The 23,761-nt window shown below is 38.9% G+C and carries 14 protein-coding genes; 10 read left to right on the forward strand and 4 right to left on the reverse strand.

Translation table 11 applies throughout. The features are described 5' to 3' along the window. Positions 1-2 precede the first annotated feature (2 nt). The 4 genes from mreC to rodA are packed head-to-tail and all read left to right on the forward strand — an operon-like array spanning position 3 to position 4,426. Entirely contained in the window at positions 3-839 is an 837-nt protein-coding gene (mreC, locus tag ALPR1_RS19915) for a rod shape-determining protein MreC (protein WP_008203397.1), read from the forward strand. Continuing rightward, positions 829-1,350, forward strand: coding sequence for a hypothetical protein (locus tag ALPR1_RS19920; protein WP_008203398.1), 522 nt, complete (start codon positions 829-831; stop codon positions 1,348-1,350). Before mreC ends, ALPR1_RS19920 begins: the two co-directional genes overlap by 11 nt. Continuing rightward, complete coding sequence (gene mrdA / locus ALPR1_RS19925) at positions 1,350-3,152, forward strand: penicillin-binding protein 2 (protein ID WP_008203399.1); 1,803 nt, start codon at positions 1,350-1,352, stop codon at positions 3,150-3,152. Before ALPR1_RS19920 ends, mrdA begins: the two co-directional genes overlap by 1 nt. Next, positions 3,152-4,426 (forward strand): rod shape-determining protein RodA, encoded by a 1,275-nt coding sequence (rodA, locus tag ALPR1_RS19930; protein ID WP_008203400.1) that lies wholly within the window; start codon positions 3,152-3,154, stop codon positions 4,424-4,426. The genes mrdA and rodA overlap by 1 nt, the downstream gene beginning before the upstream one ends. A 2-nt stretch (positions 4,427-4,428) precedes the next feature. Here rodA and ALPR1_RS19935 read toward each other — a convergent pair whose 3' ends face one another. The 3 genes from ALPR1_RS19935 to ALPR1_RS19945 form a co-directional block, all read right to left on the reverse strand. Continuing rightward, positions 4,429-5,004 (reverse strand): HD domain-containing protein, encoded by a 576-nt coding sequence (locus ALPR1_RS19935; RefSeq protein ID WP_008203401.1) that lies wholly within the window; start codon positions 5,002-5,004, stop codon positions 4,429-4,431. 16 nt (positions 5,005-5,020) lie between these two features. Next, the gene (locus ALPR1_RS19940) at positions 5,021-5,587 is read right to left on the reverse strand and encodes a Pycsar system effector family protein (protein ID WP_008203402.1); all 567 of its coding nucleotides are present in this window, start codon (positions 5,585-5,587) and stop codon (positions 5,021-5,023) included. Between the two features lie 147 nt (positions 5,588-5,734). Beyond that, entirely contained in the window at positions 5,735-6,853 is a 1,119-nt protein-coding gene (locus ALPR1_RS19945; protein ID WP_008203403.1) for a hypothetical protein, read from the reverse strand. Positions 6,854-6,886: 33 nt separating this feature from the next. Here ALPR1_RS19945 and ALPR1_RS19950 point away from each other — a divergent pair, with 33 nt between their 5' ends. The 6 genes from ALPR1_RS19950 (at position 6,887) to ALPR1_RS19975 (ending at position 19,109) form a co-directional block, all read left to right on the forward strand. Then, entirely contained in the window at positions 6,887-7,213 is a 327-nt protein-coding gene (locus ALPR1_RS19950) for a 2Fe-2S iron-sulfur cluster-binding protein (protein ID WP_008203404.1), read from the forward strand. 3 nt (positions 7,214-7,216) lie between these two features. After that, positions 7,217-7,810 carry a thymidine kinase gene (locus tag ALPR1_RS19955; RefSeq protein ID WP_008203406.1) on the forward strand — a complete coding sequence of 198 codons (594 nt, stop codon included), beginning with the start codon at positions 7,217-7,219 and terminating at the stop codon, positions 7,808-7,810. Further along, a complete protein-coding gene (gene recO / locus ALPR1_RS19960) occupies positions 7,800-8,489 on the forward strand; it encodes a DNA repair protein RecO (RefSeq protein WP_008203408.1) in 690 nt (229 codons plus the stop codon). The genes ALPR1_RS19955 and recO overlap by 11 nt, the downstream gene beginning before the upstream one ends. 206 nt (positions 8,490-8,695) lie before the next feature. Beyond that, the gene (gene rho, locus ALPR1_RS19965; protein WP_040303057.1) at positions 8,696-10,441 is read left to right on the forward strand and encodes a transcription termination factor Rho; all 1,746 of its coding nucleotides are present in this window, start codon (positions 8,696-8,698) and stop codon (positions 10,439-10,441) included. Positions 10,442-10,717: 276 nt separating this feature from the next. Further along, positions 10,718-12,007, forward strand: coding sequence for a T9SS type A sorting domain-containing protein (locus ALPR1_RS19970; protein WP_008203412.1), 1,290 nt, complete (start codon positions 10,718-10,720; stop codon positions 12,005-12,007). 394 nt (positions 12,008-12,401) lie between these two features. Beyond that, a complete protein-coding gene (locus tag ALPR1_RS19975; RefSeq protein ID WP_008203413.1) occupies positions 12,402-19,109 on the forward strand; it encodes a beta strand repeat-containing protein in 6,708 nt (2,235 codons plus the stop codon). Positions 19,110-19,176: 67 nt separating this feature from the next. Here ALPR1_RS19975 and ALPR1_RS19980 read toward each other — a convergent pair whose 3' ends face one another. Continuing rightward, positions 19,177-23,280 (reverse strand): hypothetical protein, encoded by a 4,104-nt coding sequence (locus tag ALPR1_RS19980; protein ID WP_153231843.1) that lies wholly within the window; start codon positions 23,278-23,280, stop codon positions 19,177-19,179. Positions 23,281-23,761: the final 481 nt, after the last annotated feature.

The following is a 23,761-nucleotide window of genomic DNA, read 5'->3' on the forward strand; positions in this document are numbered from 1 at the left end:
GAATGCTACGCATATTTCAATTCCTTTATAACTTAAGGTCTTTTCTTTTGTTTGTTTTGCTTGAAGTGCTGGCAATCTGGTTACTTGTCGCGAATAATTCCCCTCAGGGAGCTGCTTTTTTTAATAGTTCCAATGCAATAGTTGGTTCAGTTTTAGAAACTAGATCCGATGTCGTGGACTTCTTTTCACTGGCTGAAGCTAACGATGCATTGTTAGAGGAGAATTCACGTCTGATGAAAGAATTAAAACTTCTGAGTTCGGATCCAGACAGCAGCATGATTTCTTTGGATTCTGCGCTTTCTGTCAATTATGAATTCAGAGGAGCTCGGGTTATTAGCAACTCACTTCGCTTTGCAGAAAACCATGTCACCATAAATAAAGGTGAAAATGATGGAATCAAGCCTGGAATGGGTATTTTCAATGAAAAGGGAGTTGTAGGACGAGTAAAATCAGTAACAGGAAATTATGCAGTGGGTTTTTCTCTTTTGAATACCGACTTATTAACCTCCTCGATCATCAAATCCACAGGAGATTTTGGCTCAATCAATTGGGATGGGAAAGACTCTAAAATTGCCAAAATGCTTTATGTGCCAAGGCATGTAAAAGCACAAGTAGGCGATACAGTTGTTACCTCAGGATATGGCGCTGTTTTTCCAAAAGGAATTAATATCGGTGTTATTTCAAAAGTAGACCAATCAAGTGACCCTAGCTATTTAGATATCGATGTCACTTTGACTACAGACTTTAGTAAGATTTCCTACGTTTACATCGTAGAGAACAACCAAAAAGAAGAGCTTGATTCATTAAACAACATGTCAAACACCACGAATGAATTTTAGAAATCTGATTTCTTTTATTTTTCTATTCCTAATTCTAGGGTTGGTTCAAATTCTATTTTTAAAGAATTTGGCCTTATTCGGTGTGGCTTTTTGTTTTATCTATCTCATTGGAATCTTGATTTTACCCTTGCAGATACAAACAGTGCCACTCCTATTGATCAGCTTTTTTGTAGGATTGATGGTGGATGTTTTTTACGACACTATGGGCTTGCATGCTGCAGCAGTAACTTTCTTAGCTTTTTTACGACCCCATTGGCTCAAATTTCTAAAGCCCAATGGAGGATATGATGATACAAGTAACCCAACCATACAAGAAATGGGAACCGGCTGGTTTTTAAGCTATTCCTTGCCTCTTGTTTTTGGGTTTTGTTTGGTATTTTTCTTTGCGGATCAGTGGGGAACCGGAGGATTTTTGTCAGTAATAAACAAAAGCCTTTTCTCTTCGATTTTTACAGTGGTTTTGGCTATTATTGTACAATTACTGTTCTTCAAACGCAGGAGGGGAATCTGATGAATGACCAAAGACCCTTAGCCATCATTGTCTTTATTTTCTTAATTGGATTAGTGCTTTTGACAAAGCTCTTTATGATCCAAGTAATGGACGACAGCTTTATGAGAAAAGCTGAGCGTAATGCTATTCAGCGGGTGGTAGATCACCCCTACAGAGGACTGGTATATGATCGCAATGGCAAATTGCTTGTTTACAATAATCCGATTTTTGATCTGATGATAGTACCCAAAGAATTTGAAGTAAGTGATACTACTCGATTCTTGGAACTTTTTAATATTTCAAAAGAGGAATTGATAGAATCTTATAATGCCGCTAGAAAATATTCTTCTGTAAAGCCTTCGACTTTTATCAAGCAGATTTCTACCAATGAATTTGCAAGAATCCAGAATTTCTTAATCGATTATCCTGGCCTGTTCATTACAACACGTTCAGTTCGTTCTTATCCAGAACCTGTTGCAGCACATGCTTTGGGTTATATAGGAGAGATCAGTGGGAGACAATTAGATCGTGATAGTTCGGGCTACTATGTACAAGGTGATTACGTAGGGCTCAGCGGTATGGAACGCTTCTACGAGGATGAATTAAGAGGTGAAAAGGGTGTCAAATATAAAATGGTCAATGTAAGGGGAGTCGATAAAGGCCCCTTCAAAGACGGTGAATATGATACTGCTTCTGTAGCAGGGCATAATGTGAATTCCTCCATCGACATGGAGCTTCAGAAATATGGCGAAAAACTGATGATGGGAAAAACCGGGTCCGTGGTAGCAATTGAGCCAAAGACAGGTGAAATTCTTTCCATGATTTCGGCACCATTCTATGATCCAAATAGTTTAACAGGTTCAGATTTTGGAAAAAGCTATACGGCCTTGAATGCATTGGAGACAAAACCTTTGTTTAATCGCCCTATCATGGCCACTTATCCTCCTGGCTCCATTTTTAAAATCGTCCAAAGTCTTATAGGACTACAAGAAGGAATATTGACTCCGGAGACAACCTTTGCATGTAATAAATCTTTGGTTGCCTGTCATAACCACCCTTCCCCTGTCAATCTATTTGGGGCCATCCGAAACTCCTGCAACCCTTATTACCATCAAGCATTTCGTCGAATCATCAATCAAGAAGTTTCAAGCAATACTTATAAGGATACAGAGCTAGGTCTGAATGCGTGGCGTGAAAAAGTTTTGAAATTTGGTCTTGGCGGAGAATTAGGGGTAGACATGCCAAATGAAAAAAGGGGATTGGTTCCTAATAGTGCTTACTATGATCATTATTATGGCAATGGTCGCTGGAAGTATTCTACGATCTATTCCCTTTCTATTGGTCAAGGAGAACTTTTGGTTACTCCATTACAAATGGCAAACCTAGCAGCAATATTTGCCAATAAAGGTTATTACTACACCCCACACTTGATTCGGGCAATTGATGGAGATAAAAATAAAATCCCAGAAGAATACCTGACAAAGCATGAAGTAGGTGTAGATTCTTATCACTTTGACATGGTGCAAGATGCTATGGCAGAAGCTCTTTATGGAACAGCAACGCGGGCGATAATGAAAGACATTGAAATCGCCGGAAAAACAGGTACTGCTCAAAACCCACATGGAGAAGATCATTCTGTTTTCATCGCATTTGCTCCAAAAGACAATCCAAAAATCGCAATCGCAGTGTATGTGGAGAATGCTGGCTGGGGTGGTAGAGCAGCTGCAAGTACCGCATCTTTGATGATAGAGAAATACCTTAAAGACAGTATTTCAAGACCTGAGCTAGAGGAATATGTATTAGCCGGAAATTTCATTTACTAATGAGAGAGTCGGATATTAACATCAATCGGGTAGACTGGGTTACCGTCATGATATATTTTGCTCTGGTCATCATCGGCTGGTTCAATATTTATGCGGCGGTATATGATGGGCAAGTTGATAAAAGTATTTTTGATTTTTCAATCAATTCCGGAAAGCAATTAGTTTGGATTGGAACCGCCATAGGGTTGATAATTGTGATCATGGCGGCGGATTATCGCCTTTTTGAGAATTTAGCCATCCCTCTTTATATTTTCCTTCTGGTACTGCTGGTCATCACCCCTTTTGTAGGAAAAGAGGTCAATGGACAGGTATTAACCATCGGTTTCGGATCTTTCAGAATTCAACCTGGTGAGTTTGCCAAATTCGCTACCGCTTTGGCTTTGGCGAAGTTTATGGAGCGCCCCACCTTTGACCTGTCTAAACCCAATTTTCAACTTCGGGCATTTGCAGTCCTTTTCCTTCCAATAATATTGATAATCCTTCAGCCAGATACTGGGACAGCCATGGTCTACTTTTCTATGCTGATCATGTTTTACAGAGAGGGTTTTCCTCAGAAGTATTACATCCTGGGAATAGGGATGATCGCGGTAGTTTTATTGGCATTAGGGATAGAAAACAACCTATACTTAGTAGGTGCGATAGTAGTAATTGTAGGGATATTAATTGCCATTGGCAAAAAGACACCCCAAAGAATCATTGCCTTTAGTGTTATAGGAATTGGTTTGATTGCATTTATCTACAGTTTAGACTTTGTAGTTTCTAAGCTACCAGAACATCAGCAAAACAGGATAATGGTCTTGTTTAATCCTGATTTGGATCCACTGGGAGTAGGTTGGAACGTAACCCAGTCTAAGATTGCTATTGGCTCAGGTGGGCTAGCCGGCAAAGGATATCTGCAAGGCACCCAGACGAAGTTTGACTTTGTGCCTGAGCAGCATACTGACTTTATCTTCTGTACTCTTGGAGAGGAATTTGGCTGGCTAGGAAGTCTGGTAGTTATCGCGCTTTTTGTCACACTGCTTACGCGATTGGTTATTATGGCGGAACGCCAAAAAAACCGGTTTTCAAGAATTTATGGCTATTGTGTGATATCAATATTGATGTTTCACTTTATGATCAATATCGCCATGACAATAGGTCTCTTTCCTGTTGTTGGAATCCCACTTCCATTTTTTAGTTATGGGGGGTCTTCATTATGGTCTTTCACTATTCTCCTGTTCATCTTTATCAAGATGGATTCTTCCAGAGCTATGCAATTGGGAAGATTGGGATAATCTCAAGAATCAAGTAGCTTTTTAAGCCATTTCTGTTTTTTAGGCTCCCGCTTCTCTATGGCAAATGGGGTGTGAAAATGATGTGCTTTCAAAAAGTTAATCTGAAGATTCTTCCACTGCTCTTCAGTCTCTAGCACCTTCATGAATTTCAGTTCTTTGAATAATTTTTCACTGATTTCTGGGTAATCGTTTCTCCCGAGGTAATCTAAATCTGCGTCGCAAATAATTTTCTGAAGTGAATTCTGAGGTGTTTGTGGAATCTTCGTTGCCATAACCAGCCCTTTAACCTCTTGAATATAGTTCTCTGGCATCCCTAGGTTTTTCATCAATTCAGCAGCCATTCCTGAACCTACTTCTTCATGATTCGCAGGACCTTTCAAAAAGCCCATATCATGAACAATTGCTCCTGTTCTTAACAAATACCGTTCTTCTTCGGGAAGATTTAACCTTCGGATATACTGGTCACAAACGTTGAGAACATCCAGCGTATGATCTAAGCCATGATAAGTTAAATAGTCAGGCAAATCTGCCTCTAACTTACTTAAAACTGTTTTTCGAAGAGTAAGGTATCCTTTCATTTATAGGGATAAAAATTTAGCCTTGCAACGCTGTTCTAATGGCATAATACAAAATAAAAACAAACAAAAGACCAATATTAAAAGAAAGATAGCGAATGGATTGGTTTACATTTTTGAATTTCGCTGCTGTGATTTTTGCATTGATATAAACTTGTTCACCTAATTGTTCTAATAAAGGGCCTTTTTTTACACTTACTTGCTCCAGCACTTTTACGTATTCCTTGATCTTACCATAGGAATGAATAATGTCTCCAAAAAAGAAAACACTCTTATCAAACTTATCCTCTATTTGAGGCATAAAACACCTAAAGCTATAATAAATTGAAGTGACGCTAAACAGGAACCAAAAAGCTAAGAAACCATAGATAAAAGGATCATCTACAGCCACCTCAATCAAATGATCAGAAAATTGGAAAAACACATTAATAAGCAATCCATAAAAAGAAAGAACTAGGCCTGCTTTTATTTCAGAAGCCTTAATCAAATCTCTCAAGTAATTAATGAGGTACCAATAATTATCAACGATATCTATTCCTTCATCGATCTCGGGAAGATCTAATTTATCATCTTTCTTTTTGGTCATTTATTTTACGTGGTTAGAAAAAAAATCCCTTTAAATTCAAGATATTCTATGATTTTACCAAATTAAGAGATTCTGATTAAGGGAAAGAAGGTAAAAAAATAAAAGGGCATCCTAGAATGCCCTTTTCATCAATCAAACAAATAAGGATTACTCCCCATCAAATTTTCTATAAACTAATAACAGAAACTCCTGAACAGGCTCTGTTTCTGTTTCCCAGTGTAACTCGTTCACATATCGAGCATTAACTAACTGGATAGCTTCATTAAAGTTATGACATTCATCGATAGATTTCAAGGCGTGAGTCAATAAGTCTGAGTTACCATCAAAAAGTTCTTTGGTAAACATAAACCTCTGATTTATAGCAAGGCTATCGGATAGCTCACCTATCACCCCTTTCATTCCAGGATATGATTCTGTTGCAAATTTTGATTTTAAGGCATTTGCATTCAATCCAGAACCGTTCGAGCTAAAAGAAGAAGTAACGGGTGCTGGAGATTCTTTCAGCTCTGCTTCTACCCTTTCCTCAACTTTTACTTCCTCTTTTTGAATGCTTGTTGGTTGAACTTCATCCATCTGATCAAAAAAGGACCCTTCTGTTGAAGGCTCTTTGGTGCTAGGCTGAGATGCAGGTATTACCTGCTCATCTGATTGACGATAGGCATCCAGATTAAAAGCTTTTACATCTCCTAATGTTGCCAAAAGTAGATTTTCAGACTCCAAAGAATCATTGACCGCTTGATAATTGGCGCTTATTGCACGTAGGTACTCTCCTTTATCATGTCCAAAGCCAGCTTTGTCAATCAAAAAACTTACTACGCGATCATGCCACTTATAGTATTTTTTATTCTCTTTAAGGTACTCATTGATTTTACCTACAGGAGCTTTCTCTATTTCAGATTGGTAATAACCCACTGGGTCAGTTGCCAAAATTATTGCCTGCTGAACGGCCGATTCTATGAGTGGCATAAGATGCTCTTTCTCTACTTTGATCCTTCTCGACAGCACATTCATAAACTGCGTTAAGGCCTCGTGCACTGCAATATCTCTGTAATCGAAGTAAGGATTGCTTTTCAGATTCTCCAATTCTTCCTGCCAAAGTTCGAAAAGTCGCTTAATTACAAAAAAATTAACCTGAGTACTGCTTGTTAACTTGATGATATCCTGGCCTGTAATGTATTGTTTGGATGAAAAATAACCGTCACAAACGATGCCTGCATAGTCACTGGCATATTTTTCTAAATAATTGCTGTTAATTTGATATGTCATTGATACGTTCAGTTTATAAAACACAACGAACAAATGCCCCGAATCGTCATTCAAAATCTATTTAACAAAGAAATATTTTCGAAGGCCCCTGATCGTAAAGTTATCGAATTAATTCATGAAAATGGTATAGATTGGATGCATGCCTGTGGTAAAAAAGGCAGATGCACTACCTGCAAATTCATTTTAGTTAAAGGTGAACAAAATCTAGGCCCTTTCACTGAAGCGGAGGAGAAATTTGCAAATATGGGCAGATTAAAAGCCAATGAACGCTTATCTTGCCAAGCTGAATTGGTATCCGGTGAGATTATTATCCGGGTCGCAGAAGTAAACAAATTCCCTCATTTAGAATATAGCAAGTAAGGTATGTTTATAGAACCTTCAATAGGAAGGAGCAAGTCCTCTGGAGGCAAAGGCCAAATTGAAGTCATCTGTGGATCGATGTTTTCCGGTAAAACTGAGGAATTGATCAGGAGGCTAAATCGGGCTAAGATTGCTCGCCAAAAGGTGGAAATCTTCAAACCTGCGGTGGATAAACGATACAGTGATTCAGATGTAGTATCTCATGATGAAACTATGATCCGTTCCACGCCTGTTGATTTTGCCGGAGATATTCTCTTACTCAGTGGAGATTGCGATGTGATAGGAATCGATGAGGTTCAGTTTTTTGATGAAGAAATCATAACCGTAGTCCAAAAACTATCTAGGCAAGGTAAACGTATCATACTCGCTGGATTAGATATGGATTTTGAAGGCAGGCCTTTTGAACCCATGCCCAGCTTGATGGCAATTGCAGAATTTGTCACCAAAGTCCACGCAATCTGTATGAAATGTGGGGATTTAGCAGCTTTTTCTTTTCGTCTTTCTGATTCTAAAATGAAAGTGATGCTTGGGGAAAAAGAAGCCTATGAAGCTCGCTGCAGAAAATGTTTTTTTGAGGAGCGAAGGGATGTTACATAAAACAAAAGGTATCGTTTTAAGCTATTTCCGATACAAGGAAACCAGTATCATTGTGAAAATTTTCACAAGAGAACTTGGGCTTAAACCCTATCTGGTTAATGGTGTCAGATCCCAAAAAAGCAAATCTAAAATTGCCCTCTACCAACCGATGACTTTACTGGACTTGGTGGTGTACAATAAAGAAAATTCAGGTCTTCAAAGGATTTCTGAAGCTAAACTTGCAAAGGCTCAACAACTGACTCCATTTGATTTTAATCGTACGGGCTTAGCTCTGTTTATGACAGAAATTGTGAGTAGATCGATTTTTGAAAATTATCAAAATGAGCATCTATTTGATTTTCTATCCATGAGTATTCTTGTTCTGGATCAAAAAGATACTTCCTTAAAGCATTTTCCGCTGGTATTTCTAATGGAGCAAGCCAAGTATTTGGGTTTTGCCCCAGACAGTGCAAGCGGGTTTTTAATGGAAAACCGAGGTCAGCCCTTTTCTCCAGAAGAATATTTGATTGTCAAAGAGTTTTTGGAACAACTTATGCAGTATTCGTATCATTGCGATACTCAGGTTACTTTAGCAATAAGGCGAAAACTAATAGATCACTTACTGGAATTTTACAGTCAACAGCTAGAATCTAATGCTACTTGGAAATCCATGAGTATTCTTCGACAGCTAATGAGTTGAAAACAAATAAATTATATTAAAATTTAAATCAAAAAAATAAAAATTTGCTAAATCCAAATCGATCCTTTAATATTGTGTCGAAACGAGATGAAGCAAGTCAGCCCACTTTGACTTGAGTTTTTCCTGCATATCTTTTTTGCTCAGAAAATTCACCTCGATCCCAAATACCGCATTTTACAATATCTTATTATTTTCATACCCTCTTTATGTACAACATAGAAGAACTCAGAATCAGACTTTTGTCTGAACTGAAGGAAATCGCAGAGGAACTTGGGGTTAAAAACTTTAAAACCCTCAAAAAAGACGACCTAGTCTACGCGATCCTTGACCAACAGGCTATCACCCCAGAAAAAGCCCTTCCAAAGAAAAAGCCCTCCGCAGTAGAGGCTAAAGCCCCTGAGAATAAACCCGATTCTCCCAATAAGGAAGCCGAGCCTGAATATAAACCGAAATTCAAAAGGCAGAATGTAACTGAAATCCCAAAAGAGCAAGCATCTGAAGCTCCTGCTCAGGAAGAAGACAAAAAGCCTAGTAGAAAACCAGACTGGAAACAGAAAAAGGAACAAGCTCCTAAGCCGAAAGAGGAGAAAAATACTGCTGATTCACAGCCTAGCGATGATTCAAAAACTTTCAGACCTAGAAAAAGGGTTGTAGATGAATCAGCAAAAAAAGAAGATCCTAAGCAGTCCAACTCCAATAAAGGAGCTGACAAGCCAGAACCTGAAGTAGAGCTTCCAAGAAGGAAAAACTTCAAATCTCAGGATGAAGTAATGGCTCCAGCTGCAGAAACTACCCCACATTCCAATAGAAAAAGACCACATTCCAATCCTAAAGAATTTGATGGTGTGATCGTCAATGAAGGAGTATTGGAAATGATGCAGGAAGGCTACGGATTTTTAAGGTCTTTAGATTATAATTACCTAGCCTCTCCAGATGATATTTATGTTTCACCAAGCCAGGTAAAATTATTTGGATTAAAAACCGGTGATCATATCAAAGGGTCTATTCGACCACCAAAAGAAGGTGAGAAATATTTTGCCCTTCTTAAAATTGAAACTGTCAACGGAAAAACTACGGATGAAATCAGAGACCGTGTTCCTTTTGAATACCTCACTCCGCTTTTCCCTGAAGAACGTTTAAACCTATCCACTACTCCGGACAAGTTTTCCACTCGAGTATTGGATTTATTTGCTCCTATCGGTAAAGGGCAAAGAGGTATGATCGTGGCACAGCCAAAAACTGGTAAGACGGTTCTTTTGCAACAAATAGCAAACGCTATCACTAAAAACCACCCAGAAGTTCACTTGATGATACTTTTGATCGATGAGCGTCCTGAAGAGGTGACAGATATGGCAAGATCAGTAAATGCTGAGGTGATTTCCTCCACATTTGATGAGACTGCTGACAGACATGTAAAAGTGTCCAATATTGTTTTGGAAAAAGCGAAGCGAATGGTGGAAGTGGGTCATGATGTAGTGATCCTTCTGGACTCCATTACCCGACTTGCACGAGCACATAATACGGTAGTTCCTAGCTCTGGAAAAATTCTTTCCGGTGGTGTGGATGCCAATGCACTCCATAAACCAAAGAGATTCTTCGGTGCAGCTAGAAACGTAGAACATGGTGGTTCATTGACCATCATTGCTACTGCCTTGGTTGAGACAGGTTCGAAAATGGATGAAGTAATCTTTGAAGAATTCAAGGGTACTGGTAACATGGAACTTGCTCTGGATCGTAAGTTGGCAAACAGAAGAATTTATCCTTCTATCGACGTGCTTAACTCAGGTACCAGAAGAGAAGATCTATTGATGGATAAAGAAGAGATGCAAAGAGTTTGGATCCTTCGTAAACTGATGAGTGATATGAACTCTCAGGAATCGATGGAATTCCTTCTTCAGCGAATGAAAGGAACCAGAGATAATGCTGAATTCTTGATCAGTATGAATGGGTAAACACTCATTTTAAAATAATTTCAAGCCCTTGAGTTGAACAATTCAAGGGCTTTTTTGTTTTCTAGAACTGCCAAATTTGGTTAAAAAACCAATATTTCTAGAAATATTGAAGTATATCTAAAAAAAATTAAACTCATGGCAACCTCATTATAAATGCAATTTTTTATTAAATAATTTAAATTTTTATTAATTCAACTATACCTTTGTCCAACCCTTAGTAGTACAATTAAAAAAATTCGGGCAGACCCTAACCCGTCATTTCTTAGTTTTCAATCGATGAAGTATAGAATAGTTATTTTTCTTCTAATCTATAATTGCGCACAATTCCTAAATCCAGGAGTGGCCAATGGGCAACAGTGTGCTGAATGCGGAAGTCCTCGAGAATATATCAGCGGGACGACCACGTTAGATGATAAAAGAAATGGTGGCTTGAATAATAATAGATGGAGTGGTTCAGGAGATTTTTCAGCTGGACAGATAGCAAAATTCTCTGGTAATAATGTAGGTTATACCTGGGCTGCTTCAGATTTTAACCTTGGTGGTGTCATTTTAGAAAATGGGGCAGATCTAACGCTCAACAGAGATAATCAAGGAGACAATCCCAGTTTCACAATTACCAATGGTTGCATAGTGGTCGGAGCTGGATCAATTCTCAATTTGATCTACATAACTAAATTAGAAAATATTACAATTTGTGTTGAGGACGGTGGGCAGGTTAAATTTGACTCAAGATCAGGAGCTAGAAATGATTTTACGCTTGATCAAGTTGTAATAAATTTACAAGGTCCAAATGCCAATATAGACTTTGGTGAGGCAGAAATAATTATTGAAGAAAGGGGTCTTGAAATTACAGGTTGGACGGGCAATGAATCTGACCTTTGTGAAAACAGCAACCCACCTATTCCTGGAAGAGCAGGTAATATTTCATGGACAGATAAAATTCAACATGAAGAGCTTTGCAAAATCTTAAATGGAAGAATTTTGCCAATAGAATTACTTTATTTTTCAGCGACAAAATCCACAGATTTTAGGACAAATCTATTAAAATGGGAGACCTCTAAAGAATGGGGGAATTCCCATTTTGAGATTGAACGTGCTATAAATAATCTCGAGGAATGGAAAACTGTGGGGCGAGTAGAAGGGAATGGGTATTCTAATGAACCTATTAAGTATAATTTTTTAGATTCTGGGCTTCCAATTACTGCTGGAAACATTTTCTATAGGCTGAAACAAGTTGATTATACAGGCAATTACAGTTACAGCAAAACAATAGCAATTCAACTGAAAGCTACCAATAGTAAAAATACTTGGTTGTCTTACCCTAATCCAAGCACAATGAGATCAGGGATTTCTGTTGATCTATTAGATGTTTCTCAATATCAGGACGAATTGATTACTATTAGTCTAAGTAATATGATGGGACAAAGACAATCTTTTTTAATCAATTCTCCAGGAGATATCTCTCAAATCGTATCAGAGTGGCTACTTTTCAAGAATTCGGGGATATATATTTTGGAAATACGATGGGGCGAAAATTCCCAGCAAATCAAATTGTTAAGAAATTGAAAGTTCATTTTTTTGAAAGAAGAATATACCACTTTGAACAGAAATTCTCTTTCCAAATAGTCGTACATAGATCATCATTAGAGGTGCTGAAATGCTAAAGAATATCAAAAACATAAAATAGCTTATTAAATAAAGGTATTCTTCAATCAACAAACATGAAAAGCCAATCTATTCTAGATTGGCTTTTTCTATAAACTAATTTAATAATGTTAATGAAATAATATGGAATACAATCTATAAGTACTATTTTCCCTCCTTATTTCAATATTTAATGAATGAGAACACTTTTATTTTTAGGTAGTTACACGAAAAGTTGATAGGAAACTAGTCAAAACCTGTTAAATTTGAACTGCAATTTTATTTATATGAAATTCACCTAGTGAATAAAAATTAAATGAGTAGAAATCTACCCGTAAGTATTTTATTATTCTTACTGATTTTTGTCGGGTGGGATAGTTTTGCTCAAACGCATACAGTAACCCTTACTTCACCGGCATCTGGTAACTTCACTGTTCCCGATAAAATCACCTCCTTAAATGTTCAATTATGGGGAGCAGGAGGAGGAGGAGGATTTAATTCACAAAATAATAGGCCCGCCGGTGGCGGTGGTGGTGGTGGATATTCAGCTTCTCCTTCTTATATAGTTGCTCCTGGACAAATTATTAGTATAACGATTGGAGCCGGGGGATCGGGTGCTACTTCTTCTTCTGCTTCTACAAATGGAGGAAATTCAGTTTTTGGTACACTTACAGCAAATGGGGGAGGCAGAGGAAATGTATTAACAGGTGGTACTGGTGGAACAGCCACTGGTGGAACTTTAAATAATACAGGAGGAAATTCTTCTAACGCTGTAAATGGAAATAATAATGGAGGATCTGGTGGAGGTGGCGGAGCTGGCCCTACCGGCAACGGTGGGCTAGGTGCTTCTTCTAATAATACAACTGGAGGTGCTGGTGGCACAGCAAATGGAGCTGGACCTGGAGGAAAAGGAGGAGATAATAATGCTGCAGGTTCTAATGGAATTTCTCCAGGCGGCGGCGGCGGCGGTGAAGGAGGAGATGGCGCTAGGGGAGGAAATGGAGGAGATGGTCAAATTAGCATTACATGGGCTTGTTCAAATACATTAACTTCTGCAGCAAATTCAAGTAATCAAACTGTATGTAACGGTACTCCCATCAATGATATTACTTATGAAATAATAGGTGCTTTTGGAGCAACATTTTCCGGTCTTCCTTCTGGTGTGACTGGAAATTACAGTGGAGGTGATGTTACAATCAGTGGAACACCAACTGTGTCTGGGGTTTTTAATTATACAATAACTCCTACAGGTAGTTGCACCGGTTCTACAGTGACTGGAACAATTAATGTAACAGCGAATCAAACCGTTGGTCCAGCTTCCAGTACTCCTACACTTTGTATCGATGACCCATTAACTGACATTACCCATACCACTACCGATGCAACAGGAATTGATGGCGATGGAGTTGACGGTGCTAACGGATTGCCTGCTGGACTATCTGCAACTTGGGCCGGAAATACCATCACTATTTCAGGAACTCCTTCTGAGTCTGGGTCTTTCAATTATTCAATCCCTGTTGAAGGATGTCAGGGGTCTGGAGTCAATGCTACTGGAACAATTAATGTAACAGCAAATCAAACCGTTGGTCCAGCCTCCAATACTCCTACACTTTGTATCGATGACCCATTAACTGACATTACTCATACCACTACCGATGCAACAGGCATCGATAGCGATGGAGTTGACGGTGCTAACGGATTGCCTGCTGGCCTATCTGCAACTTGGGCCGGCAATACCATCACTATTTCAGGAACTCCTTCTGAGTCTGGGTCTTTCAATTATTCAATCCCTGTTGAAGGATGTCAGGGGTCTGGAGTCAATGCTACTGGAACAATTAATGTAACAGCAAATCAAACCGTTGGTCCAGCCTCCAATACTCCTACACTTTGTATCGATGACCCATTAACTGACATTACTCATACCACTACCGATGCAACAGGCATCGATAGCGATGGAGTTGACGGTGCTAACGGATTGCCTGCTGGCCTATCTGCAACTTGGGCCGGCAATACCATCACTATTTCAGGAACTCCTTCTGAGTCTGGGTCTTTCAATTATTCAATCCCTGTTGAAGGATGTCAGGGGTCTGGAGTCAATGCTACTGGAACAATTAATGTAACAGCAAATCAAACTGTTGGTCCAGCTTCCAGTAATCCTACACTTTGTACCGATGACCCATTAACTGACATTACCCATACCACTACCGATGCCATAGGCATCGACAGCGACGGAGTTGACGGTGCTAATGGATTGCCTGCAGGTCTGTCTGCAACTTGGGCCGGCAATACCATCACTATTTCAGGAACTCCTTCTGAGTCTGGGTCTTTCAATTATTCAATCCCAGTTCAGGGGTGTCTAAGCTCAGGTGTAAATGCTACCGGTACTATTACTGTAAATCCTGCAACGTCCATAGATAGTGAAAGTTTGGATTCCCAATCAGCATGTATTGGACAAACATCATTCTCTCCTATTTCTGTTTCGGCTAGCGGAACAGGAACACTTTCCTATCAATGGTATAGTAATTCAAATCCATTGAATTCTGGTGGCACTCCTGTAGGTACGGATTCCCCTTCCTATGTGCCAGATGCTTCAACCCTTGGCACTTTGTATTATTACGTAGAAGTGTCTAGTGATTGTGGGCCTACTGTAACATCCAATATTTCTGGTGCATTTATCGTAGATCCCATTACTGCGATTACAACTCAGCCAGATAATACTGATCGTGTTGAATGTTTTGGAGATGGTTTTAACCCTTTATCAGTTGTAGCAGAAGGTGGAGACTTAAGCTACCAATGGTATTCTGTTCCAACACAAACAAATACCGGTGGTACTGCAGTATCTGGAGCTACCTCAGACACATTTACTCCTCCTTCCACAACAGAGGGTATTTCATATTATTATGTTGTTGTGACAGGAAATTGTGGAATTGAGACCTCCACAGTTTCGGGAGAATTTAGAGTTAATCCTCCAAAAACGGTCATTGATATTGATCCTTCCAATTCAGATGAAACAGAGTGTTTGGGAGACCCTTTTCCAACATTATCCGTTTTAGCGTCTGGTGAAGGAACTGTAACTTATCAATGGTATAGAAATACTTCAGATTCAAATACAGGAGGAACCTTAATATCAGGTGCTAATAGTGAGGATTATACCCCATTATCAGACGAGGTTGGAACCTATTATTATTACGCAGTCGCTTCAAGTAATTGTGGAACGGTCCATACTGCTGTATCTGGCGCATTCACAGTAACCCCTCCAACCTCTATTGATAGTGAAGATTTGGCTGGGCAAACTATTTGTGATGTAGATACTTTCGATCCTATCTCAGTAAATGCTATTGGAACAGGAACACTTCAATATCAATGGTATAGTAACACCTCTGCTTCCACGACTGGACCAAATGTTACAGCTGTTGGAACAGATTCGGATACATTTACTCCCCCAACAACAGCTCAAGGAACCACCATGTATTATTTTGTTGAGGTTTCTAGTGCTTGTGGAACTAATGTGATTTCAAATCCATCTGGAGCATTTACAGTTAGTATGGATAATACTGCAGCTGCTCCATCTTCTGACCCAACAGTTTGTATTAATACTGCTTTGCCAAGTGTTACAATTGCCACCACTGGCGCAACAGGTATTGCAAATGATGGGGACAATTCAGGAGTAAATGGTTTACCCGCTGGAGTTTCTGCAACATGGGCTGGAGATGAAATCACTATTTCTGGTACTCCTTCAGTTTCAGGAACATTCAATTATTCTATCCCTTTAACTGGTGGTTGTGGAATTGTAGAAGCAACTGGAAAAATAACTGTAACTCCTGACAATATAGCAGACGCTCCATCCTCTACTCCAACTCTTTGTATTAATAATGCCTTGACTAGTATAACGATAGGAACTACTGGAGCAACAGGAATTGCTAATGATGGCGATGCAAGTGGAGTTAATGGCCTTCCAGCGGGGGTTTCTGCAACTTGGTCTGGAGATGAAATAACGATTTCTGGATCACCTTCAGAATCAGGAACATTTAATTACTCAATTCCTATGACAGGAGGTTGTGGAACTGTGAATGCCACAGGAACCATAACAGTTACACCAGATAATACTGCAGCAGCACCTTCTTCTAATCCAACACTTTGTATTGGTACAAGTCTTACAGATATAACGATCGCTACGACAGGAGCAACGGGAATTGCAAATGATGGAGACAATACAGGCGTAAATGGTCTTCCAGCTGGGGTTTCTGCAACTTGGGCAGGAAATACCATCACTATTTCAGGAACACCTACTGTTTCAGGAACTTTTAATTATGCTATTCCATTAACGGGAAGTTGTGGAACTGTAAATGCTACTGGTACAATTGAAGTTACCCCTTTAGCAACAGTAGGACCTCCTTCTGTGTCATTCCCAAGTGTATGTATAAATAGCCCAACACTTACACCTTTTACACAACCAACTACAGGTGTCACCGGAATTGGAGCTCCAACAGGTCTTCCATCAGGAGTTACCGCAACTTTCAATTCTTCTACCGGTAATATTGAATTCTCAGGCGAAGTTAGCACTGCAGCAACCGGTCTTTATACATATAGCATTCCATTAACAGGAAGTTGTATTAATGGTCTAACAGCCACAGGAACAATAGATGTCACACCGGTTTATAATATCACTTCAATTTCTTCTGTATCAGCTACTACTTTAGGGGGAGCAGCAACTGTTACTTTTTATGGCGATCCAACCCAAATGTTGAATGGATCATATCAGCTTTTTTACCAGATCAAACAAGGCTCTGGTGCATTTTCTGCACCAATAGCAGCCACTGCAACAGTAGTAAATGGTAAAGGAACTTTTACTACAACCCCCATAAACAGTAATGTTGACACCTATACTGTTCAAATATTGAGTATAAAGAAATCAACTGACCAGTGTTTGATTACATTACCAAGTCCTCCAACAACTTATTTTGGCGTATGCTCGGCAGTATTCACTTCAAACAGCACCTTTTTTGTTCCAGCAAATGTATATAGCGTTACCATCGAAGTATACGGTGGCGGTGGTGGTGGAGATAATGGAGGCGGCGGAGGCGGCGGATATTCTATTCGTCAAAATGTTCCAGTAACACCTGGCGAACCTTTAGCTGCAATTATTGGGTCTGGAGGAACAAAAGGAGCAGATGGAGGAGTGACATATGTAACACGCGATTCGAATATTGCAAATCAATTGACTAATAGCTTAGTATTAGCAAATGGAGGCAAAGGAGCTACAACTGGAAATGCTGCAGGAGGAACCTTTGATTCTAGATATTCAGGAAGTGATGGAAATAGTGCATCAGGAAATACCGGTGGAAAAGGTGGGGGGCCTTTAGGAGGAAATGGTGGCGCAAACAAGAGTAATGGAAATTCACCAGGTGGTGGTGGTGGTGCATGGTCCGGCACCAAAGGTGTTGGTGGAAATGGTTTAGTAGTAATTTCCTATTCTTGTCCAGACGCTGATAATACTGACTGTATTAAAATTATCGATGATGGCACTAAGTCAGGAACTACAGTTGTTGAATATACATGTGATGATACTTGGGTAGCTCCTGAGGGTTTAGCAGAATTCACCGTATTAGTAGGTAGTGGCGGAGGTGGCGGCGGCGGCGGTGAAGGCTCTGGCGGTGGTGGATCTGGAACTTTAATCATTCAATCTTTTTCAACAACCAATCCATATGGATTACCTGCTGGAACTGGTTTTGACATTGTTGTAGGTGAAGGTGGACCTGGTGCTCCTGCACTAAATTTAAATGGCTTTTCAGGTCAACCCTCTTCATTTTCTGGAACTATAGACAATATTGGAATTGGAATAATAGTCCCAGGTGGAGGAGGGGGCGGATCTCGGTCTTATACCCCTGGAGCTGATGGTGCCTCTGGAGGAGGAGGAGGAGCAGATAATGACCCAAATGATCCGGATGCAGGTACTTTTGGTTTGGGAGGCAACCCTATACCTATTAGTTACAGTGGACCAAATGTTACAGTTTATCAAGGAAATACTGGAGGCAGCGGTGATTTCAGTAAACCTCAAAATTCAATTGCCGGAGGTGGTGGTGGTGGATTGGTACCATGGGGTAATGGAAATGACGGACAAAATGGAAAAGCTGCAGGTAATGGTCAAGGTGAAGGCGGAAAAGGTGGTGATGGAATAGTGTTAACTTTAGGTGATTCAACCAGATATTATGGTGCTGGAGGAGGAGGAATAGGTGAATTCTTCAATGGAACAGATAAGATTGGATTAGGAGGTAATGCAGATGGAATTAAAATCGGTGGAGATGGTAATTTAAATAGCACAACTGCAATAGGTGGCCAAGGAATAGATAAAACCGGATCTGGTGGCGGAGCTGGATATGGAGGAGGAGGAAGAGGAGGTAATGGTGTAGTTTATATCGTATACGTTAACCAAAGAATCCTACAAGTAGAATACCAATCCTTTGAAGTAAGCTTCAATGCTGAAGACCGAACCGGAGATCTTTCGTGGACTACTTCGCAAGAATGGGAGAACTCTCATTTTGAAATAGAAAGAGCAGTCAACAACACCAATAATTGGGAGAAAATAGGTGAAGTAAAAGGTCAAGGGTATGCGGAACTTCCTACCAGCTATTCTTATATCGACCAAAATCTCCCAACGACAGGTGGAAATGTATTCTATCGATTAAAACAGGTGGATTATGATGAAACCTACTCCTATAGTGTAACAAGGTCTATTCAAGTGCCAGGGCTCAAAGGAAAAACAAAATGGATCATTTATCCAAACCCAAGCGCCAATGGCTCTCAAGTAACTGTAGGCCTTTTAAATACTTCTGTTTATAACGACGAAGCCATCTATATTAGGATTACAGATGCTAGAGGAGTTTTGAGTACGTATTCTGTCAATTCCATTGATGATGTGACAAGTGCCGTTAATTCCTATCTTGAGAATGCTATCTCTGGATTGCATATTGTACAATTGATTTGGGGAGATCAAAGCGAGCAAATCAAGTTGATTAGAAAGTAAGCATTGATACAAAAAAAGCCAGCATGAAAATATTTTCATGCTGGCTTTTTGTTTCGAAAACTAATTTTTACTCCTCCTCTTCTTTCCTTCTTGGAACTTTTGCTTGGCCCAATCCTAAGGCTCCTTTTAACCCACTAAAAGTTGCACGCCACCAAGCACCAAAAACAAATTTGGATTTATCTCGCTCAAAATAAATTCTAGAATTAACCGATTTATTAAATAATTTTCTTGGGTTGGAGTTCTTTGCAATGGTGTTCGCCATAAATGTCATAAATCCCAATTTTCCTTTTCCCCTTTCCAAAGTCAAGCTATCTAAGAACTCTATTTTTAAATCCTCATAATGGAAATTCATGTCGCCAATAGCTTCCTCTTCATCTAAGGTGAATCTCCAGTCTCCATCAATCACTTTCCCTTCTAAAATCCTCACAAAAACTCCCCTACTCACCATATTATTTATTTTCGTCAAATCAAACGCCCCCAATTCAACTTCAATATCCATAGGATAGGGATCCTCATAAAATAATTCTCCCTTTAACTTGATCTCTCCCTCCCCCATTAATCGTGTAGAGGCAATCATCTGCGAGGATTTTAAGGGATATTCTGTCCCCTCTTTGCTCAAAACAAATGGTGTTAACCTAACATTCATTTGATCAAAAAACACAGAACCTGGCAACATGGATTTAGGTCCAAATTCCTGATACCTCACGATACCATTCTCTACGAGAACAGAATCTATTTCCAAATCAAAAGCGGCCGAACTCATCAATGCTTGTGGCATTGCTTTATAAATCCCTTCCTCTTCCGGAAGCCTTTTATCCCTAAACACATCTAATTCCAAATCATTTAAAATCAAAGCCTGTGCTTTCAGGTTTTTTGATTGAAAATACTGATCAAAATCAATGTTTTTCAGCGTTAATTTTTTAACCTGCCCATCAATAGCATCTGATTGAAAGCCTTTTTGATTCAGGTAATTATACCTACCCATTGATGGCCCAAAGGAAATGTTTTCTACAATGATATCATCATCCAGTAAACTCACTTTCCCTATTTTTACTCGATTCATACTATCCTTACTAAGGAAGTGATAATTTGAAATTGATAACCTCAGGTCCTTTTCTAAAATAAACTGCGGACTGATATTTTGACTATTACCTAATAGGTCAAGATTTAAATCATCAAGTTCCAAATTGATACTTTCAAAGGCTAATCGATCGATTGCTCCCTGGCTTTTATTATGCAAGGCAACTCTCCCATCTAGAATTTGAATATCCTGCAGTAAAATAGATTGTACTAACCCTTCTTTATCCGCTGACTTTGGTGTTTTCTTCTCCTTTTTATTTTCAGCTGAATCCAGATATACGTTTATTTCTGGACTATTTAAGGTGATTTTATTTAACTCAAAAACACCTGTTTCTTGAATATCCTTTAATGTATTATTCTCTAAGGAAAGTGACTCTAATTGTGCAGAAATAATCGGCTTGCCAGGACTTCCGGTAGTGTTTTTAGGTATGATCTGGAAATCTGAAAATATAGTCGCATCCAAGGTATTATCCACATTGACACTAGAAAATTTAATCGTATGCATACTATCAGGTAAGGCAAAAGAAAAATCCTCTAAGGATAAATTAATTTCAGAAAATAGCCCTGATAAGTCTTCTTTGGTATTAGTTGTGGAATCAAAAACAAACCCATTAATCGCAATTTCAAACTTGGTCAAAATAGATTGTGCTCCGCTGGTTCCAGTTCTAAAATTTATCCCTAATGTTGAATTGACTGCCTGAATAGAATCAATTTGGATGGATTCAATGGATTTCGGTAGATTAGTCTTTACTTCAGATCTAATAGTATCCGCCTCAAAGTCCCTATTGATCTCAATATTAATTTGCCCCCCTGTGAGACCTAACTTGTTTAAATCCAGTACATTTTGAAAAAGAAAAGACTCTATGTCCACACCTTGAAATGCCACTTGAGGCAACATCAATGAAAGTGCAATTTTGTTATTGAGGTTGGGTCCTGGTTCTAAAGACAAACTATCAATGATGATGGTTTTTTCTAAAGAATTATACTTCAGGTCGCGAGTTGTGGCAATGTAATTTCCATTCGCTAAGTTAAATGCATAATTACCTAGGCTTAAATCAATCTCTTCAGAGAAGAAGGTTCTATCCTCATTGGCAAGTCCTTCTCTATTAACATAGAAACTCTTTAGTTTAAGCCCCAAATTATCTTCTTGGAACTGGATATCTTTTTTGCCTGAATAGTTTTGATATTTAATTTTCCCATCCGAAAAGCTTACTGAATCAATTGATATTTCATTGAAATAAGAGGTAAGCAAACTGCTCACATCATCTGAAGATTCTGGACCACCACCCACTTTGCTTTGCTGACTCTTACGGAAACGCCTCATCGCAATTTCAGGACTCGGAATAAGAATCTGTTGAATTTCTAACCTTTCATCTTCAAAAGCCGCTCTAACATCAAAACCCTCAGCCCTAAACTCAGGGATGTTAATACTTAAAATCATACTTTTCCCATATGCATCTAAAGCTTCCTGAACCTGATCTGGATTTTCAGGGCCAATGTTCAAATTGGAAACAGTAACAATGGAATCTTTTGAATTAATCGTCACATTGTCGGCAGTAAACTCATGCAAATTATCCCTCAACTTCAGTCTATATTGATCTAAACTCAATATGACTCCTTTAGCCAAGAGAAAATCACTAATATTTTTTGAGGTATTTGGTTGAAAATAGACATCATCCAACTCTAAACTAAACTTCTCAAAACCAATATCATCACTTCTTTCACCTGCTTCATTTTTGAATTGAATCTCTCCGTTATCCAAATTGAACTTACCTATATTAACTTCAGATAAATAACCTTCCAACAAGCCTTTAATCGAAACTCGAGAGGTGGAGTCATTTTCTCGTTTTCTCAATTCGGTAATTTCTACTTTAGGAGCATTAAGTCTCATTCCATTCATCTCCAATCTCCCTTCATTATAGAGGAGCTTTAAATTCGCATCTTTCAAAGCAATATTGGGAATAGAAACCCTAATAATGTGAAGTGGATCTTTACCTTCCAAAGCTCCGGGCCTTGGCTGGAAACTTACATTTTGAATATCAATTTCATCTTTAAAAGAGGAAACGCTTATTCTCTCACCCTCTATCAAATGTATTTCATCCGAGAGATACAAACTGGCATTTCGAATTTCCATAGCTGCATCTTCTCCATAGAAAAACTGATTCTCCTTTCTATTTTCATCATCACCCAAATAAAAATTGACCATTTTAAAATCCATTCCCTCGATATCAATTCTATTCTTCAGCGTGTCTAATGCATCGGAAGTAATAAATTTTCCACGATTGATGGATAATTCCTGAATGTCAATTGATTTTAAAAGTCCATCGATCAAATCATTTAAATTCTCTGAGCCTGTGGTATCCTTTTCTGCTTTCACCATTCGCTCCACTTTAAATTGAGGATCATCCAACACGAGTTCATCTACCATGACTCTGGAGGTCATAAAAGCCTGGTTTAAATCAACATTTCCTAATCTTAGATTATTTAATTGGGCGAAATAATAGGCTTTACTTTCTTTGTTTTTATCCGGCGTCAGGAAAAAATTATCTAGTTCAATTTGATTATCCAATGAGCTTACATACACCTTATCAGCAATGACATCGTGTACTCCATCTGGCAGTTTAAAATTGACTTTCTCAAGATCAAATTCAAATCCCCTAGCATTGAATGGAGTGGTCCACTCCTCTTTATTTGTCAGATTGATATCACGAACGAGCAATCGAGTATTTTCGGCCGTAAGCGTATTTTGACTTAAGAAATTCATAAAAAATAAATCGGCATGATCAATATTTAGTTCTCTGATCACTACCCCATTTATTTTCATCCGAGCGATGCTTTTTTTCAACTCGTTTTCTAATGCCGTGACAGGAGACTGATTATTTACTTGAACCGAATCTTGCTCCGCCTTTTCTTTTGAATCAGGCTTATCGGGCAAATTCATTTTGAAATTCGGATTTTCAAATTCTAGACTTCCTATATAGAAAACGTTGTCTGAAAAACTAAACCAAAGCCCCCTTAATGCTAGCTCATCCAAAGAAAAATCAAAAAGCGTTTGCTCAGCGCTGGACTCAATTCCTTCAGTCGGCTTCATGATTATACCATCTAGAAAAATACCTCTCCGAAGAAGCGAAAAATTAATCCTATTAAATTCTACATTATATACTTCTTCAGTAGCTTCTGTTATTTTGTTCCTGGCCCAATTGGATAGCAATAAATTAGAGCCGAAATACACTACAAACTCTAAAAAAAGAAGAGAAAGAAATGCAACCATAACCCATCTAATTAGCTTTTTCCGGAGGGGATGCGGAGATTTTGTATGGTGAACTTCTTTTGACATTCAATCTATATTTCATCTAAAAATAGAGAATCTGCATCATATCATTGCTACACAGAGCCCCTCAAAGCAAAAAAGCAGCACAAATGTGCTGCTTTTTCAGTTGCTGTAGGAGAAGGATTCGAACCTCCACGGGGTCGTTAGGCAATAGTCCGGTTTGAATTACGCTTTATGCTGGGTTCCCCACCCCCGAGACAGGAGGGCTTGTCTGCCAATTTCAACATCCTACAATGAAGTA

The organism is Algoriphagus machipongonensis, assembly GCF_000166275.1.
GTDB lineage: Bacteria > Bacteroidota > Bacteroidia > Cytophagales > Cyclobacteriaceae > Algoriphagus > Algoriphagus machipongonensis.

What these genes read in the sequence shown, in the direction of transcription:
- ALPR1_RS19945 (WP_008203403.1), bottom strand. Translation starts at nt 6,853, where the DNA reads ATGACATATCAAATTAACAGCAATTATTTAGAAAAATATGCCAGTGAC.
- mreC (WP_008203397.1), top strand. Translation starts at nt 3, where the DNA reads ATGCTACGCATATTTCAATTCCTTTATAACTTAAGGTCTTTTCTTTTG.
- mrdA (WP_008203399.1), top strand. Translation starts at nt 1,350, where the DNA reads ATGAATGACCAAAGACCCTTAGCCATCATTGTCTTTATTTTCTTAATT.
- ALPR1_RS19970 (WP_008203412.1), top strand. Translation starts at nt 10,718, where the DNA reads ATGAAGTATAGAATAGTTATTTTTCTTCTAATCTATAATTGCGCACAA.
- ALPR1_RS19955 (WP_008203406.1), top strand. Translation starts at nt 7,217, where the DNA reads ATGTTTATAGAACCTTCAATAGGAAGGAGCAAGTCCTCTGGAGGCAAA.
- ALPR1_RS19980 (WP_153231843.1), bottom strand. Translation starts at nt 23,280, where the DNA reads ATGAAGCCGACTGAAGGAATTGAGTCCAGCGCTGAGCAAACGCTTTTT.
- ALPR1_RS19935 (WP_008203401.1), bottom strand. Translation starts at nt 5,004, where the DNA reads ATGAAAGGATACCTTACTCTTCGAAAAACAGTTTTAAGTAAGTTAGAG.
- ALPR1_RS19940 (WP_008203402.1), bottom strand. Translation starts at nt 5,587, where the DNA reads ATGACCAAAAAGAAAGATGATAAATTAGATCTTCCCGAGATCGATGAA.
- ALPR1_RS19920 (WP_008203398.1), top strand. Translation starts at nt 829, where the DNA reads ATGAATTTTAGAAATCTGATTTCTTTTATTTTTCTATTCCTAATTCTA.
- ALPR1_RS19975 (WP_008203413.1), top strand. Translation starts at nt 12,402, where the DNA reads ATGAGTAGAAATCTACCCGTAAGTATTTTATTATTCTTACTGATTTTT.
- rodA (WP_008203400.1), top strand. Translation starts at nt 3,152, where the DNA reads ATGAGAGAGTCGGATATTAACATCAATCGGGTAGACTGGGTTACCGTC.
- recO (WP_008203408.1), top strand. Translation starts at nt 7,800, where the DNA reads ATGTTACATAAAACAAAAGGTATCGTTTTAAGCTATTTCCGATACAAG.
- rho (WP_040303057.1), top strand. Translation starts at nt 8,696, where the DNA reads ATGTACAACATAGAAGAACTCAGAATCAGACTTTTGTCTGAACTGAAG.
- ALPR1_RS19950 (WP_008203404.1), top strand. Translation starts at nt 6,887, where the DNA reads ATGCCCCGAATCGTCATTCAAAATCTATTTAACAAAGAAATATTTTCG.